The following is a 14,530-nucleotide window of genomic DNA, read 5'->3' on the forward strand; positions in this document are numbered from 1 at the left end:
TTTGTGAGGGCTCGGCGCCGTCTCCTCGCGCGGCGGGAGACGAATCGTGAGCGGCCCGGCACTCGAGCCGCATCCCCACGAGCAGCAACTGATCGCGGCGCTGCATCGGATCCATGAGATGGCCGCGGCGACTGCGGCACTGGATCGGGTCCTGGCGTTCGGGGGAGCCGATTGGATTGTCAATACCGCGGCCCGCCAGCGTCACGAGACGCTCACGGACCTGGCGCTGGCCGAACAGCACGCCCGCTCATTGGTAGTCGGCGAGCAGATCATCACCGCAGTCCGGCACGGCGGGCAGACCGGCCACCGCTGGATTGATCCCGACCCCGAGCATCTGTCCACCCTGCAGGGCCTGGATCGGTGGGTGCGACGGATCGCACCGGACGCTCCGCCCGCAGCGTCGGGTATGGGCGCGGTGATGCGGGCAGGGGACCTGCCCGCCCAGACGAGTCGGTGGCTGCGCGAGGTGCAGCACCTGGCCGCCGAGGTCACGCGGATGCGCCGGGCAGCCACTGTGACCGCAGCCGGTGGTGATGTCGGTGTGCTGGCGCGGATGGTGACTCGGGTCGGCGACCTCGATCGGCACCGCGAGGCCACCGAGGTCCGGGCACACGCTGCGGGGGTGTCGTTGCGGTGGATCGCGTTTGCGCGCACACGCGGACAGGTAGGCCGCGCATGGGATCCCGATCAACCCCTGATGCTGCCGGTCCCGGACGGCCGGCACCGTGCCGCCGAACACGTCACCGACGACATGCGCCATGTCACCGACATGGCCGCGGTCGCGGTGGTCCGCGACCACCAGCACCACACCGACCCGGGCACGGATCAGTCGGTAGTGCGAAAACAGTTCGCCCGCACCATGGACGCGCTCTGGTTCCGCGCCGCGCGCACCGCGCAGGTCGCCGGATTGACCCCGCAGGAACGTGGCCGGATCTGGAGCACCAGCACCCGGGACTGCCTCGGGCGGGTCGCGCACCTGCTGCACCTCGGTAGCGAGCAGATCGACGCCCTCTGGGAGCAGTACTCGGCTCCCGAGATCGCCGCACAGGCCCACCACTCGTTCAACGAACTCGCACACCCCGACGCCGCGACCAGCAGCACCGGCGTGCACGCGGCGACCGAACTGCTGCCCCCGGCGCCGCACTACTTCCTCGACCGCGCCCGGCACACCCTCGACCAGCTCGCCGCGAACCCCTCACCGGCGCAGGCCGGGATCGGTACCGCCATCGCCGAGGCTATCCCCGCCACCGGCCAGCCACGAGCGTGGGACACCGACACCGACCCGCACGGCGGGGGGACCGACGCGATCGGCCCGCCTGCTGGCCCAGGGCCTGACCCATAGCGGCCGAACACGTTTCGACCCACCCAGCGAATCAGCGAACAGGAACAATCATGACCACAGCAGAACCGGACCCGGTGGCTCGGTGGCACGCCGAGCTCCTGGCCCACATCACCCACCTCAGCGCCGAACACGCGCGGGTCACCGCACGCGGGCACAGCGGCTATGACGGCACCGACGCTGAGGCCCGCGAGGCCTGGCAAGCGCATGTGGATGGTCTGGCCGCGCAGCGAGAACACGCCGAACAGGTCGCCGCCTCCGCGGGCATCCGGCCACCGGCCATCGACCGAGCCCGGCATCACCCCGACCCGACACGTGCTGCGCCGCAGCAGGTTCCGGCATCCACCTCGGCTGGGGTGCCGGAGCATGTGGCGGAGTTCTTCACCGACATGCTGACCGTGGACATGTTCCACCTCGAGCGGATCGCGATGCTCACCGCCGCGCGCCGGCACCGCCTGGACGCCGGCGGTTACGGATTCGGCCCGGCTCCGGATGCGTCGGCTGCGGTTGAACGCAACATGAGCCTTTTGCACCTGCGGATCACCGCTCTGGCCGCCGCCGCCGAACTTACCCCCCTCGAAGGGCGCCGGTTCTGGAACACCCGGCCCGAGCACTGGCGGCATCTGGCACGCGTCACCGTGCACACGATGAACGATCTCGAACTTGAACACACCTGGCGCCGTTACGCGTTCGCCGACACCGACCCCGCGGTCCCGCCCTACATCCCGGTCGACCCACGCACCAACCTGCCCATCGGCATCGCACACACGATCCCACCCACCCCCACCGAACTGATCACCCTGGCCACCACAGCCCTCATCAGCCCAAACCCCACCCACAGGACAGCACTTGACGACACGGTCCCCACCGGCCGAAGCGTGGAGGCGGCATTGCCCGCCGACACCAACCGCGCGTGGTTTCCCAGCGATCACCCCGACACCACCACCTCACCGTCGGGCACGGACATCGGCCCGGATCCGTGAGGGTCTTTCACATCGCTGAGGCAGCGGAAACATCCTGCTGCACGCGGCTCCCGAGTTCTCGACGGTGGTGGCTGTTGACGCCGGCCACCACCAGCTCCCGTCGACGCCATGCACTTTCTCCGCGAGGGACATCCCACCGCGATCCGGATCCGCGCACACCACGCGGAACAGCCGGTGCGGTCCGCTTCCATCAGCGAGGACACGATGTCTACCACCCACCCCGCGCCCACACCCGAAAACGCTCGGCCACAGCCACTTCCAAACGAACCACGCACCACCGCGGTTGCGGTCGAACGCACGCTGGCGAGCCTGTATCTCACCACCGCGGTCCCGCCGTGGCTCCGCGACGGACCGGTCACCCAGACCTATGGGCGCCGCGCGGTCCACGACGCGATCGCGGCGGCGCGGCTGCGTGAGATGCAGAACCTGGCCGCGATCACCGCAGGCCACCTCGACGGCATCACCCTGGACGACGACCCCGATACTCAACGGCAACTCCTGACCGCCGCCCTGGCACACGCCCGCCAGGCCGCCGCCGCCACCGGGATCGCCGACGAACACATCCACGCCGCTCGAGACCTCGGTGCATCCGGCGTGCCGTGGGTCCACGCCCCCGCACACCGCCACCTCGGACGGATCGAACAACTCACCACCGAGCTGGCCGACGCACACACCGGCACGACCCTGCTGGCCCTGGTCGCCGCGCAGGCCCTGCAGCGAGAACACCAAGCCCGCACCGAAATCGCCACACTGCGTGACCAACTCGCCCACACCACCGCCAGCCACACCGACCCCACGACCATTTCCGCGGACACCGCGCCTGCCGAGCGGGCCGTGTCCCGGCTTCGAGCCGTGCCAGCTCTGCCAGAAGCAGCTGGCGGTGATGCTCGCCCCGATGGGACAGGGATTCAGGACGCTGTGGCAGCAACCACGCCTGAAGAAACACTCCCGGCCTGGGACCCCGGGACCGCCCCCAATGGCCCCGACACCACCGCCGGGGCGCGACTGGCCGGGCAGGAGGTCGAGCTATGAGTTGGCCGGACACCAGGGCCGGGATCACCGACCCGGACCACTACACCGATATCCGCGACCCACAGGTACGCGAACTATTCGCCGCGTTCGCGCACCAACACCTGCTGCGCGAGATCGCCCCCTACGGCGAAACCGAGACGCAGACCCTCGAATTCGAACAGTCCGCCGAGCAACTCGACACCGAATGGGCCCAGCACCAGGACCCCCGGCTGCGGCGGATGTGGACCGAGCTCAAAGGCGCGGTCGAGCTGTGGGAAACCCACCCCGAACACGCGCGGGGGATCGCCGAACAACTCGGCCACGCCCGGACGCGCGGAGACCTCGCCCCGGACTCGGAACTGTGGCTGACCAGACGGTACGCCCGCGAACTCACCGGCCACGCCCACGACCTGCCAACCCGATCCGACCAGGACGCCGCACGCTCACGCCCGATCACCGACCGTGCAGCCCAGCGCGAGAGCTCCCGCGAGCAAGGCCCCGACCAGCGCACCGCGGTCGAGAAAACCCTCGGCGCGCCCCGCGCCCCGGTCGGCACGCTCAGCCTGAACTCGGTCGATGCGGCGATCACCGCGACCGATGAGCTGCTGCTGGCCGAGGAATACCTCGCCCGTGCCGACCAACGAGCACAACTGCTCCCACCGCAATTACGCGAGACAATCGTCCTGGACTCTGACACGCGCGCGGCGATGGGACCCGCGGTACAGGCCCGGCTGCTGTGGCAGATCCAAGACCTGGCCGGCGAACACACCCGCACCGCCGAAACATTCACCGGCAACCCAGCCACCGACCAAGCCACCATCGACCGGCTCGACCAACTCCACGCCGCACTGGTCTCAGCCCGCGCCGACGCGATCGACGCCGGAGTACCCCACGACATCGCCTACCGCGCCTACCAACGCGGCCGAGACACCCCCACAGCACCGCCGGGCCAGCCCGCCGACCCGCCGCCGGGGCAACTCGATACGCCGCGACCAGATACCGCTCTCGATCCACCCTTGAACGAGAGTCGGCAGGAAGCGTCCCCAGGCAGCAGCGTTGACGCGCCGAGGCAGGGGACAGGTGCGGTGATCGATGACGCAGTCGCCGCGGCATTGACCGGCGAGCACGGCACCGACTGGTCCCATCCCGCACAGCATCAGCAGCAACCGGCCGCATCGGCCGAACTCGGAGCGGAGGTCGGATCGTGAAAACCTCTGCTGCACAGAGTTATCCACACCTGTTCACAGCGGTGTTGGTCGTGCCGGGGTTGAGGGGGTGATGGGCAGACAGACGCGTCGCCGCAACACCGGCGCGTTGGGGGAGGACACCTGGCTGCTGCTGGCGTTCCTGGCTGCCGCGGGTGTGGTGGTGCTGGTGTGGATCGCGTTGAGCCTGGGCAGTTGGTGCGCCGGCCTGCCGATCGTCGCCAACCCGCTCATCGCGGTACTCGAAGTCGTCCTGGGCAGACATCGGTGGCCGTGGCAAGCCACCGCGATAGCAGCCGTCATCGCCTCCGCAACAACAATGTTCACGCTGTATGCTCGGCGGCGGTGGCCGCGGCGCAGCGGTATCGATGCCGCCGCACGCACGATGGACCCACCCAGTGCGATCACGCTGGCCCGCCGAGGAGACAACGTCGCCGCGGCGAAACGCCTTCTCGCGGACGCACCCGAACAGGTGCGCGCCAAAACTGGGCCGCCGCTGGGCAGCACTGTCCTGGGCGGGGTCGAGCTGTTCCTGCCCGCCGAGCAGTCGCTGGTCATCGCTGCCGGGCAACGCACCGGCAAGACCATGGCATGGGCGATCCCGGCCGTGCTGTCCGCGTGGGGGCCGGTCCTGGCCACCAGCAACAGGCCGGACCTGTATCAGCACACCGTCGCCGGCGCCGAGCAACGCGGCACCGTGTGGATGTGTGACCTGCAAGCAGTCACCGGCACACCACAATGCGGGTTCTGGGTGAACCTGCTGGCCCAAGTGCACAACCTGCCCGCCGCCCGCAAACTCGCCGCGTTCTTCGTCTCCGCAGCCTCGGGGTCCGCGACCGAGAAAGCAGGCGCGAAAGTCGACTCCTACTTCGACGGCGGCGCACAAGAGTTGCTGTCCCTGTACATGTTCGCCGCTGCCTGCGCCGAGGGGGATCTGCTGCACGTGTCCGAATGGCTGTCGGCGGACCAGGACCAAACCCCGGCGCTGATCCTGCGCGCGAACGGGCACCTGGTGCCCGCGCGGCGGATCCTGGACGCGCAATCGCTCTACGCCAGACAGCGAGATGGCTTGTACGACATGGCCAGACGATTCCTGAATACCCTGTCCGACGAGGGATACGCACAGATGATCACCCCGCCCTCACGCACCCAATTCAGCGTGTACGAAGGCGCGAACGGCGTCGTCATCGACACCACCCACGACCCGATCACCCACCACCTACCCGAATTCACACCGGCCCACTTCGCCACCAGCACCGACACCCTCTACGCGTTGTCGATGGCCGGCCCGGACTCCGCGGCAGCCCTGACCGCAGCGCTGATCGGTCAGATCCTGGAAGCCGCGTTGACGATCGCGCGCTCACGCCGCGGCGGACGTCTGCCAGTCCCGCTGCTCGCGGTGCTGGACGAGGCCGCGAACTGCGCCCGCATCGGAGAGCTGCCGTCCTACTACACCTACGCCGCGGGCAGCGGAGTCATCTTGGTGACCATCCTGCAAGTCATCGAACAGGGCGAAGACCTGTGGAGTGTCAATGGATTACGCACCATGCGCGCCCAGTCCATCGAAATCTTCGGCGGCAACATCTCCAACAATTCCTACCTCGAGGAATGGGCCCGCCTCATCGACGACCACGACGTCGCCGATCACTCCCGCTCCGTCGGCGCCGGCGGGGTCAACCGCACCACTTCGTGGCGGCCCGAACCCATCCTCAACATCGCCAAACTCAACAAACTCCCGCGCGACCGCGCCCTGATCCGCCTGCCCGGACACGAACCCATCCTCATCAAAAAACACTTCTGGTGGGACAACCCCGACCTCACCCCGATCATCACCACCTCCCTGAACCGCTTCAACAACGCCCCCACCGGCGACGCACCTGTCGGGTCGCTACCCGACGGCGAATGCGCCAGCGGTACACAAGGAACCGAACTATGACCACACCCTCGACCAACCCCGCCTCCCCGCCGGCCGCAGCCGCCGGGACGTCGAAGCAGGCGCCGATCCCACCCAAATACCGCGACTTCGTCACCTTCGCCGAGAAATGGCTCTTCCCCTTCGTCACCACACGATTGGCCGAAGCCAACCGCGAACAAACCATGACCTGGTGCACACAATGGTGGCGCCACCGACCCGTCTCCGTCCGAATCGCACACCTGCACAACGCCTTTGAAGCCACGAGGCGCAGCCGCAGCGGCAGCGCCGTATCCACCTACCTGCTCTCGCACATCGACGCCCACTTCCGCATCATCCTTGACGCCGCCAACGGGCCCCTGCACCGCTGCACACGCACCAAACACGTTGCCTTACAGCCCCTTCCTTTCGACCCGGTACCGCCGGGCTGGTTCGGGCCCCCACCCAAACCCGGCCCCGAGGACAAGCATCGACCCCGGTACACGCACTACGCGGACTTCGTCGAACACTGGCTCCTACCCGTGACGGCCGTGCGGATCGCGTGCAACAACCGCGAAGGCCACTACACTTGGTGCCGGCAATGGTGGGCCCACCACGGGGTCGCCCTCCGATTCGCTGCCCTGCACGCCGTCTTCGAAGCCGCCCGCACCGCAGACGACCAAACCGCCATGTCCACCTTGTTCGTCAACCACATCGACCCCCACATGCGCCACATCCTCGAAGCCGCCAACGGCCCCCTCCACCGCTGCACCCCCGACCGCCACATACCCCACCCCGGCCTGACCAGCACGCCCGTCCCACCGAACTGGTTCGGCCTCGACGGCGCCACCACACCCGTGGAGGAACTGGGCTTCGGACCGGACTTCCGTAGCCTTCGCCCAGGCGCCTGAACGTTCAGCGATTCGACCGGACAGCTGAACGCAATGGCGAACAACTTTGTTCGCCGATCCCAAGACCTCGAAAGGAGATCCACATGGAGGGCGTGTACGGATCTCGGCTCTGTCGCATCTGGACAGACCCCGGCGCACCTCAATCAACGAGACCGTCCGGTCGGATTCGTTGGACGCCCCCGACGACTCTGGGCGAGGACCGTACCCGACGCGCAATGAGAGAGTGACAACCTGCTTGTTGTGACAACCTACTGTGTTGCGGAAGTTGGATCATTGATCCGGTAGGAAGGCTAGCGCGGCCCGTCGAATTCGACATGCAGGTGCGAGGGGGTGTCGGGCGGGGTGGACCTGGCTCGGGATCGCCTCTGCCGGCACCTTGCGCCCTCATGCGTGGGCGGGGCCGACCGGCAGGAACGACAGCGGGGTCGGGTCTATGGGCCGGTGGGTTTCGATCACGCCGAGAAGGCTGGTGAGAGTGGCCAGGCTGGTGGAGTGGGCTTGCCCGCGTGGAGCACCGACGAGCAGGATCTCCACCGTGCAGTTCGCGACGGTGCCGGCCCGACCGGAGCGATCCAGCACGACCACGACCGTGCTGACGGGCTCCAGCCCCCGGCACAGATACTCGATGCCGGTGTCGGAGGGCAGGTATCGGAAGGTCAGCAGTTTCGGGCCGGAACATTCGCGAACGAAACTCCAACCGCGGGCGCGCAGAAGGATATCCAATCCGGTGAACGTGGCCATGTCGTGCGCGGGTACTGGATGACCGCAGTCGGTGCCCACAGCTTGAAGGACACTGGCTGGTGGGTACCGGCGATGCCAGATCTCGGTTTGTAGCGACATACCGAATTCTGCCTCTCGCTGTGATGCGCCGGGGCGGGCATCGTGAATGAATTGCCACAGACGCCAGCGTGATGCTTTCCTTTTCCAGCCTCGGGGCATGGAGATGAATCCTTGCAGTCCGAACCAGCGAACCACGAGGTGACACGCCTGGACAGGCTGCGATGCCGACCGCGGACGTGCGCGTATATCGTCTGCGGTGGCGATTCGGTTGGATCGCAGAAATGGGTTCCGCCGTGCCCGTCACGGCATCCAGCCGGACGCGTGTGGGCGCACCGTCCGTCGAGCTGCGCATCTGCGCGGATGAAATCGGTGCCGAATCCGGTTTCGGGCCGATCGTGCTCCGCGTCGCCGCCGCGACGATGCCAACAATCCCGCTTCGACTGACCATCCCTACGCCTACCGGAGGTGCGCGGCCAAGGTTTCGATAAATTCTTGACATATCATGTCGAAGTGGCAGTGTGATCAACGAGGCCGGGGTCCGGAGCGTCGATTTCGGACACTGGTCGAAGTGCTGCAGGCCCAGTCGCGTGCGTAAAGCGACTGAGCCTGCGGCCTTCGAGGCAGCGACGAGCTGACCACACCTGTATCGACCAACACGCCGCCAGTTGATCCACGGCGCACGTGAGCGCGGATATCTCCGTGCGGTCGGTTTCGACAGCCGATCACCGGCGCACCGATAATATTGAGTCTGGCTCACTCTCGGGTCGGCTCAACGCCGGGAAATCGGGTATGCCGTAATCGGTTGGTGGAGAGCAGGTTCTCGCCCACCCGCAGTGGTTGATCCGTGGCGTTCGACCCGGTCATCGGGAACCGGGGTCGCCCGGGCAGACGGGCGATCTACACCGCGACTTCGTGGACCGCGGCACCGGCTCGCACGTCCAGAACCGCCACCAGCACCATCCGGCACACGGCCATGTCCGACAAGTGTCCACGCAGGGTGATCACCGTGTCCGCGGCAGCGCGTCGGCATTCTTGGACCGGATCAGCGAACGCCGGCGGCAACGTCGCGCTCTGCGGTGTGGGCTCGTGGAATACCGTTCCCAGTTCGTACCCGAGCGAGCGGGCGGTCTCACGCAGCTTGTCCTCACTCGCACCGCCGTCGCGGTCATCGAGGAGATCGTCGCGCACGTAGCCGTAGGCCAGAGGTAATAGAGCAGTTGTCATGGTGAATCGGTTCTGAAGTCGGCGTGCTTTTCCGGTACGACGACCACCCTGCCCCTGAGACAACACCCCCACATCGGTGGGAATACCTACACCGCTACCTGAAAGCGTTACTCTCCACGCCACTGGATCCAGCGGACCGACTCCAAGAGGGCGGGGAGAAGGCATCGACATCGGCGGCGGCACCACCTGGCTCGAACCCATCACCGATGAGAAATACACACAAGCCAACAAAACCGGCAAAACTAACAACTAGGCCACCAAACACACTGGTCATCACCGGCATAGCAGTCGTTCAGCTATCGACAGGTCCCGAATCGCACAGCGGATCTGGACTGCGTTTGCCCCAGCAGACTGGTCGCCGTCAGGTCCCTTAGAACCGATTGAGGACTGTTGCGAATCCGCCCGACGGTGGGGCGTGATGAGACCTGCAAGGATTTGAGGCCAAATAGGTTGAGCCACAACAGATCTAATCGGCGATAGAATCGACCGCATAGTTGAGGCGGCTGAACGGGACCGACAGTGACACCGCCACAGGCTGTTTCGCCGATCGAGCGGACGCTGCCGCCGACCCCAACGAAGACGACTGCTGATCGGCAGCCACTTCCTGCAGGTAGGACGCCTCTCGGTCTCCAGAGCCTTGACCGGCTCCGGCGCCGAGAGACATTCCGGGCTGCCCTTACGTCCTGGCGTGGGCCGATAACTCTTTCAGCGCAGCGCAGCGCTATCCGGTGTCCGGGGATATTCATGCCTGTCCGATTCCGCCCAGGATGACCCACCGTGAGGTGGGTAGGTCATCTGCCAGCCAGTCCTGTACCGGCGCGATCCCCGGGGCGAGAAGTTCGAAGTGGTCGACCAGCGCTTCGAGTTCATTCTCGGTGCGGAAGACGCATTGTGCTGTGCTGCTTTCGGTGTCGGTGCGCAGCTGCTGGATGAATGTCTCGTCGCTGTGGGCGGCTCCGTGGGTGAAGGCGATGTAGCTGCCCGGTGCCATCACCTGTGCGACGCGCGCGATGCACTCGCCGGGCTGCTCGTCATCCAGGATGTGGTCCAGGACACCGATGAGCAGAAGCGCGATCGGCTGGTCGAAGTCGATGCCCGCCTCGGTGTGTAACCGGGGCAGGAGTGTGTGGTCGGGGTCGCGGAAGTCCGCGAGCATCGGTGTCACACCTGCCACGTTCGTGTAGACCGCGTTGGCGTGGGCGTAGACGACCGGGTCGTAGTCGAGGTAGGCCATACGCATGTGCGGAGTGATCGGGGTGACCGCGTCGTGGATGCTGGGTGTGGTGGGGATTCCCGCGCCGATGTCGATGAACTGTCGTATCCCTGCTTGGGCGGCCACTGTGGCTGCGTGGGTGAGGAATTTGCGTTGGAACCAGGCCACGGTGCGGCTTTCCGGAGCGAGGGCGAGCATGCGCCCGGCGACGGCGCGGTCCGCGGTGTAGTTGTCCTTGCCGCCCAACAGGTAGTCGTGGATGCGGGCGGCATTGGGTTTGGTGGGGTCGATGCCTTCGGGTGCCGGCCGAGCCTGTCGAGTACTCGCGGGGCTCATCCGAGTGCCTTGGCTCGTATCCACGAGGTGAACGCGGGGTCCACGCGTCTGGTCGTCCCGATGTGGGGGCTGTCCGCGCCGGGAGCGGGGATCACCTCTGGTGTCGGGTTCATTCGTGCGTGCTGGTCGAGGAGCAAGGGCTGGCGGCGGGTGCAGGACAAGGACAGCATGCGCAGACCGAGGCTCAGGGGCGGCGCGGCCGGCAGGTGGATCACCGGGGCGACGCTGTCGCACTGGTGGGCGAGGTGCTCGGCCACGACTGCGGCTCCGGCGGCGGTGCGCGCGGGCGGGTGCGCCGAGGCATGGGTGAGTGTTGCCCGCTGGTCGGGGTGAGGAGATCGGTGCGGTGTGTGTGTCATCGATCCGCCAGGTTCGGGTCTGCTGGTATTCCGGCGGCGTGAGCGACGAGGTGGAGTCTGCGCTGGCGGGGGTCGGTCAGCGGCGGAACGAGCAGGGTTGGCATGCCGACCTGAACGGCTGCCCCTTCGCGTGCGACGCGGTCTCCAACCATCAAGGTCTGCGCGGGCTGGGTGCCGAGCGTCTCGAGCATCAATTCGAAGATGCCCGGATGCGGTTTCTGAACTCCGCGCTCACCGGACAGCACGAACGCATCGACGAACTCGGCCACCCCCGCGTCGGCGAAGGTAGGCCGGATGTCGACGTGGATGTTGCTCAGAACGCCTATCGCGCAACCATTTCCGGCCACAGCGGCGAAGGTGTCGATGACATCGGCGGCGAAGATGTTGCTGCTGGTGTCCGAATCCACCGCGAACAGCGCATCAGCCAGCTCATCGTCCAGCCCGGCATCGGCGAACACCGAGTACAGGGTTTCCCGATGTCGCGCGGGGCTGGTATTGCCCGTCGGGTCCTGCAAGCGGTTCGGTTCCCCGGCTGCGGTGTGAATGCGCTGCCACAACAGTGCGGACGCCTGGTCACCGTAGTCGCGTCCGGCCCGCCGGAGTGCTTCGCGTGCCCATTCGTCGCCGACGAACTCTGTGGTGAGCGTGCCCCGAAAATCGAACACGACCGCGCGAATACCGCTCGCGCGGCTGGCGTCCTGGGACGCGAGGCGGGGTGACCGGTCTCGGGTGGCGTTCGGCGGGGTTCGGGGTGTCACAGAGCGTGGCCTTTCGATCGCTGATTCGATGCTCGGTGTCGGTCGAGGGGTAAGTGGGCGACCGCACCCCTGGTAGATTCGCCTCGGGGCGCCCGGGCCAGGGATGCTCATGTCGTCGCCGGCACTGCGGGGAGGATGGGAGGTGCTGGTATTCGGGGCGGCATCGTGTACGGGGGGAAGGTGACGTGTAGTCCTTCCAGGGCTCGCTGGAACGATCCCGAACGCCACGTCGGCTCACCTGCGGGTTGGATGTCCGGGAGAACGTCGAGCAGTTGTTCGACCGCGTCTTGCGCGATCAGGTAGGCGATCGAGGTGGCCGGGCACATGTGCGGGCCCGCTCCCCACGCCACGTGCGCACGATTCCCGATCCGATCGCCCTGAATGGCTGGGTCGTTGTTGCACGCGGTGATACCGATCAAAACCGGCTCGTCCACGGGCAGCCACACATCGTCGAACAGGGTCGGCGTCGTCGGATACCGAGCGCAGAAGGCCCGCATCGACGGGTCGTAGAACAACTCCTCGTCCAGAGCGTCGCGGACCAGCATGCTCCCGCCCAGCACCCCACCGCCGAACCTGCCGTCGACCATGGTGCGGCACAGCGTGTTGGTGATGAGATTGACCAGGGGTTGGATGCCCGCGCCGTAGCAGGACATGAACGCGCCGACCAGTTCGGGATCGGTGAGGTGGTGGGGGTGGCGGATCATCGCCGAGGCGATGTCGTGGCCGAGGTGACCGGGTTTGACTGCGGCGAACTGCTCGAAGGCTGTTTTGGCTTGGGTTGTGCCGCGCACGGATTCCTCGCCGATCGCGTTGAACCGCAGCGTCATGCCCTCGGCGATCTGTGCGGCGAGATCGTCAGGGCACCCCATCAATCGGTTCAGGACGGTGAACACGAGCGGGAACGAGTAGTCGTACAGCAGGTCGGCTTCACCGTGCGCGCTGAAGGATTCGATCAACGACAGCGCCGCGTCTTCCACCTCCGCGTGCAGACGATTCGGATCGACACGATCGAGCGCGGCCTTGATCGGCTGACGCACCCGCTTGTGCTCCGGGCCATCACAAAACCGGGTCGAGGGGTAGTAGCCGAGCATCGCCAGGACCGGCTCCGAGGGCGGGATCGTCTGCTGCCATCGCCGGGGGTCTGCCGGGAAATGCTCGGGGTCGTGCAGAATTTTCAATGCTGCCCGATATCGGACTGCCATCGTGGCGTTGATGCCCGGTGCGAGTTCCACCGGCACCAACGACTCCCCGGAGTCATACATTTCCTGATAGTAGTGGTGCGGGTCGGCCGCGAATTGGTCTGTGTACAGCTTTATTCGGGGGACACCACCGAAGGTGAATGCCGTCATGAATTCTCCAAAACTGACGAGAATCGAGGAAATGATCCCTTTACGAAAAGGGCTTTCAGGCTGCTTCGGCTTCGATGATCGACAACGTACCGAGAGCCGGTGGAGTGAGGCGGACGATCCGCAATCCTGCCGCGTCGAGGAGGTGTTCGAATTCTTGTGTGGTGCGTTCGCGGCCGGTGACGATGGACAGCATGACGATGTCCAGCACCTTGGATTGATCGGGTTCGTTGCCGGGCGGCACGATCATGTCGTGGATGATGACCCGCCCACCGGGAGCCATGGCGCGCCGACAGTTCCGCAGAATCTCAAGGCAGCGCTGGTCGTCCCAGTTGTGCAGGACGTACTGGATCATGTACGCATCCCCGACTGGCATTGAATCGAAGAAGCTGCCGCCCACCACTTCCCAGCGGCTCGCATCATCGAGTTCTCCCAGTCGGTGCTTCGCGACGACCACGGGAAGATCGAACAACACGCCGTGAAGCTGCCGGTGTCGTTGCAGGATCATCAGCAGCAGTGAGCCCTGGCCGCCGCCCACATCCACCACCGTGCCGGTCTCGGGTAGCCGGCATTCTCGGGCGAAGTTCGCGCTCTCGATCACCGAGTACTGGCCCATGCCCGTATGGAACTCCGCGCCGTCGGAGGGGTGTGAGGCGAAGTAGTCGAACAACGACTCACCGAACACTCGATTCACCGCGGGCTCACCGGTCATCACCGCCTGCAGGAGTTCACCACCCGCACGGTAGATGGCAGGTGTCGTGGCCGCCAAGATCCCTTCGCGCACCGAGAATCTCGCATCCGAGCGCAGCGACGCCCCGCGTTCCATCAGCACGAAAACCCCGGATTCGGACTCCCGGAAAATTCCGCGGGTGGCCAGCAGCCGCAGCACCCTGTACAGCGCGTGTTCATCGGCGCTGACCCGCTCAGCCAAATACCCGACCCGCATCGGCCCGTCCGCCAGCAGATCCGCCACTCCCAATTGCGCCACCACGCGCAGGCAGCAGGCGTACACGTAACTGTTCGCTTCGGCGGTGAGGAACCTCGCGGACTGTCGATCCTTCGCCAACTCTTCGGCGAGGGCTTGTCGCATCCCTGGGACCGGCGTCGAATTGTGCAGCAGCCCGCCACAGAGCGGTCCCGAGAAGATACCCATATCGCTCATTCCTTCCAAAAG

Annotated in this window: 13 protein-coding genes; 6 read left to right on the forward strand and 7 right to left on the reverse strand. The window is 66.3% G+C overall.

Going from position 1 to position 14,530, the window contains the following annotated elements:
• The first annotated feature begins 46 nt into the window (after positions 1–46).
• From AC5WS7_RS37550 to AC5WS7_RS37575, 6 genes are all read left to right on the forward strand, one after another.
• Entirely contained in the window at positions 47–1,342 is a 1,296-nt protein-coding gene (locus AC5WS7_RS37550) for a hypothetical protein (protein WP_495959409.1), read from the forward strand.
• Between the two features lie 50 nt (positions 1,343–1,392).
• Positions 1,393–2,322, forward strand: a complete 930-nt coding sequence (locus AC5WS7_RS37555; protein WP_495959410.1) for a hypothetical protein — start codon at positions 1,393–1,395, stop codon at positions 2,320–2,322.
• Between the two features lie 204 nt (positions 2,323–2,526).
• Entirely contained in the window at positions 2,527–3,354 is an 828-nt protein-coding gene (locus tag AC5WS7_RS37560; RefSeq protein ID WP_495959411.1) for a hypothetical protein, read from the forward strand.
• The gene (locus tag AC5WS7_RS37565; protein ID WP_495959412.1) at positions 3,351–4,541 is read left to right on the forward strand and encodes a hypothetical protein; all 1,191 of its coding nucleotides are present in this window, start codon (positions 3,351–3,353) and stop codon (positions 4,539–4,541) included. Before AC5WS7_RS37560 ends, AC5WS7_RS37565 begins: the two co-directional genes overlap by 4 nt.
• Before the next feature lie 70 nt (positions 4,542–4,611).
• On the forward strand, positions 4,612–6,474 hold the full coding sequence (locus AC5WS7_RS37570; RefSeq protein ID WP_495959413.1) for a type IV secretory system conjugative DNA transfer family protein: 1,863 nt from the start codon (positions 4,612–4,614) through the stop codon (positions 6,472–6,474).
• Positions 6,471–7,340, forward strand: a complete 870-nt coding sequence (locus tag AC5WS7_RS37575; RefSeq protein WP_495959414.1) for a DUF4913 domain-containing protein — start codon at positions 6,471–6,473, stop codon at positions 7,338–7,340. Before AC5WS7_RS37570 ends, AC5WS7_RS37575 begins: the two co-directional genes overlap by 4 nt.
• A gap of 384 nt (positions 7,341–7,724) precedes the next feature.
• Here AC5WS7_RS37575 and AC5WS7_RS37580 read toward each other — a convergent pair whose 3' ends face one another.
• From AC5WS7_RS37580 to AC5WS7_RS37610, 7 genes are all read right to left on the reverse strand, one after another.
• A complete protein-coding gene (locus AC5WS7_RS37580; RefSeq protein ID WP_495959415.1) occupies positions 7,725–8,081 on the reverse strand; it encodes a hypothetical protein in 357 nt (118 codons plus the stop codon).
• 936 nt (positions 8,082–9,017) lie between these two features.
• The gene (locus tag AC5WS7_RS37585; RefSeq protein ID WP_495959416.1) at positions 9,018–9,344 is read right to left on the reverse strand and encodes a hypothetical protein; all 327 of its coding nucleotides are present in this window, start codon (positions 9,342–9,344) and stop codon (positions 9,018–9,020) included.
• Between the two features lie 742 nt (positions 9,345–10,086).
• Positions 10,087–10,893, reverse strand: coding sequence for an SAM-dependent methyltransferase (locus AC5WS7_RS37590; RefSeq protein ID WP_495959417.1), 807 nt, complete (start codon positions 10,891–10,893; stop codon positions 10,087–10,089).
• Positions 10,890–11,252, reverse strand: a complete 363-nt coding sequence (locus tag AC5WS7_RS37595) for a hypothetical protein (RefSeq protein ID WP_495959418.1) — start codon at positions 11,250–11,252, stop codon at positions 10,890–10,892. Before AC5WS7_RS37595 ends, AC5WS7_RS37590 begins: the two co-directional genes overlap by 4 nt.
• The gene (locus AC5WS7_RS37600) at positions 11,249–11,917 is read right to left on the reverse strand and encodes an HAD family hydrolase (protein ID WP_495959419.1); all 669 of its coding nucleotides are present in this window, start codon (positions 11,915–11,917) and stop codon (positions 11,249–11,251) included. The genes AC5WS7_RS37595 and AC5WS7_RS37600 overlap by 4 nt, the downstream gene beginning before the upstream one ends.
• A 200-nt stretch (positions 11,918–12,117) precedes the next feature.
• Entirely contained in the window at positions 12,118–13,272 is a 1,155-nt protein-coding gene (locus tag AC5WS7_RS37605; protein ID WP_495959420.1) for a cytochrome P450 family protein, read from the reverse strand.
• Between the two features lie 142 nt (positions 13,273–13,414).
• Positions 13,415–14,509, reverse strand: coding sequence for a methyltransferase (locus tag AC5WS7_RS37610; protein WP_495959421.1), 1,095 nt, complete (start codon positions 14,507–14,509; stop codon positions 13,415–13,417).
• Positions 14,510–14,530: the final 21 nt, after the last annotated feature.

This window comes from Nocardia sp. PLKS1-43 (genome assembly GCF_059510335.1).